Below are 1,089 nucleotides of genomic sequence, written 5' to 3'. Positions count from 1 at the left end.
AGCTAAAGGGGCAGGTTAGTGTAAGAAGAAAATATAACCTATAGGTAGAGAAAGAGGATTCAAATAAGATGGTAAAAGGTAATAAGGAGAGCTCATATGAAAAAGAATTTGAAAGAAAACTATAGTACCTTAATAACAACAGCCATTATATTTTTACTTATTAATCTTATTTTTCGATTTCCAATAGAACGGATGTATCAGGCTCTACTATCTGTATTATTGTTGCTTGTAGTGAATCGATTGGTTATTCTAATCGAAACTGTTACTGGAGAATTTGGGCAAAAAAGAATAAATAAGTTTGTCTTTTGGGTAGTGTTCGGTTTAATAGTATGGAGTTCGTTTACCTAGGTTAGTGGAAGAAGGATTTATGGTTCTATGAAGCGAATACCTTTTTATGGAAAATAAACATTGAGGGGTGAAATCAATGAATAAAGCTCCAGTTATAAAAGGCAAAAATGTCTTACTAAGACAGCCGATTGAAAGTGATGTTATAGACTATTTTAATATGGCAATAAATCCATTAACTGTTAATCTTGCCTGGCCAACAAAACGGTCTTGATATTCTATACACCATTCGAGTTTGAATGAGGTCTATGAATTTAGTTGCCTCTTCCATAGTTTTTGGTTACATATTTCTTGAATCGCCACCATACATACGGATAAGCTCCTCGCTGACAATCGGGCACGATATGCGGTGGGTTTCTTTGATCCTTCTGTATGGAATAGGGGTCTAGGAACCGAAGTAACCCAACTTGTTCTAAAGTATGCTTTTGAACAATTAAATCTTCATAGGGTGGACTTAAGGGTTCTCGAATATAATAAGCGTGCGATAAGATGCTATGAAAAATGCGGCTTTGTCCAGGAAGGGACTGAAAGGGAAGGGGCACTAATTGAAGGTAAATACGAAACTGATGTTTTTATGAGTATTCTCGATAGGGAATATAACTCATTGAAAGAGAAGTTTCAGGAAAGCATCTCTTCATAATATGTTATGGCTGCCAGTTGGCAGCTTATTCTTGTTTCACTAACGATGCAGTAATGTTTAAGAAAATAATAATGCTTTTTGTTCTTTTTATACCATTTAGGGGG

The 1,089-nt window shown here is 35.2% G+C and carries 2 protein-coding genes; both read left to right on the top strand.

The annotated features are described in order from the left end of the window. Positions 1 to 424 precede the first annotated feature (424 nt). A complete protein-coding gene (locus tag V7654_RS23805; protein WP_335433375.1) occupies positions 425 to 559 on the top strand; it encodes a hypothetical protein in 135 nt (44 codons plus the stop codon). 135 nt (positions 560 to 694) lie between these two features. Continuing rightward, positions 695 to 985 (top strand): GNAT family N-acetyltransferase, encoded by a 291-nt coding sequence (locus V7654_RS23800; protein WP_335433374.1) that lies wholly within the window; start codon positions 695 to 697, stop codon positions 983 to 985. The last annotated feature ends 104 nt before the right edge of the window (positions 986 to 1,089 follow it).

This window comes from Bacillus sp. JJ1609 (genome assembly GCF_036967045.1).
Lineage (GTDB): Bacteria > Bacillota > Bacilli > Bacillales > Cytobacillaceae > Mesobacillus.
The sequence above is the reverse complement of the archived record's forward strand: the minus strand, read 5'-3'. Positions and strand labels throughout refer to the sequence as shown.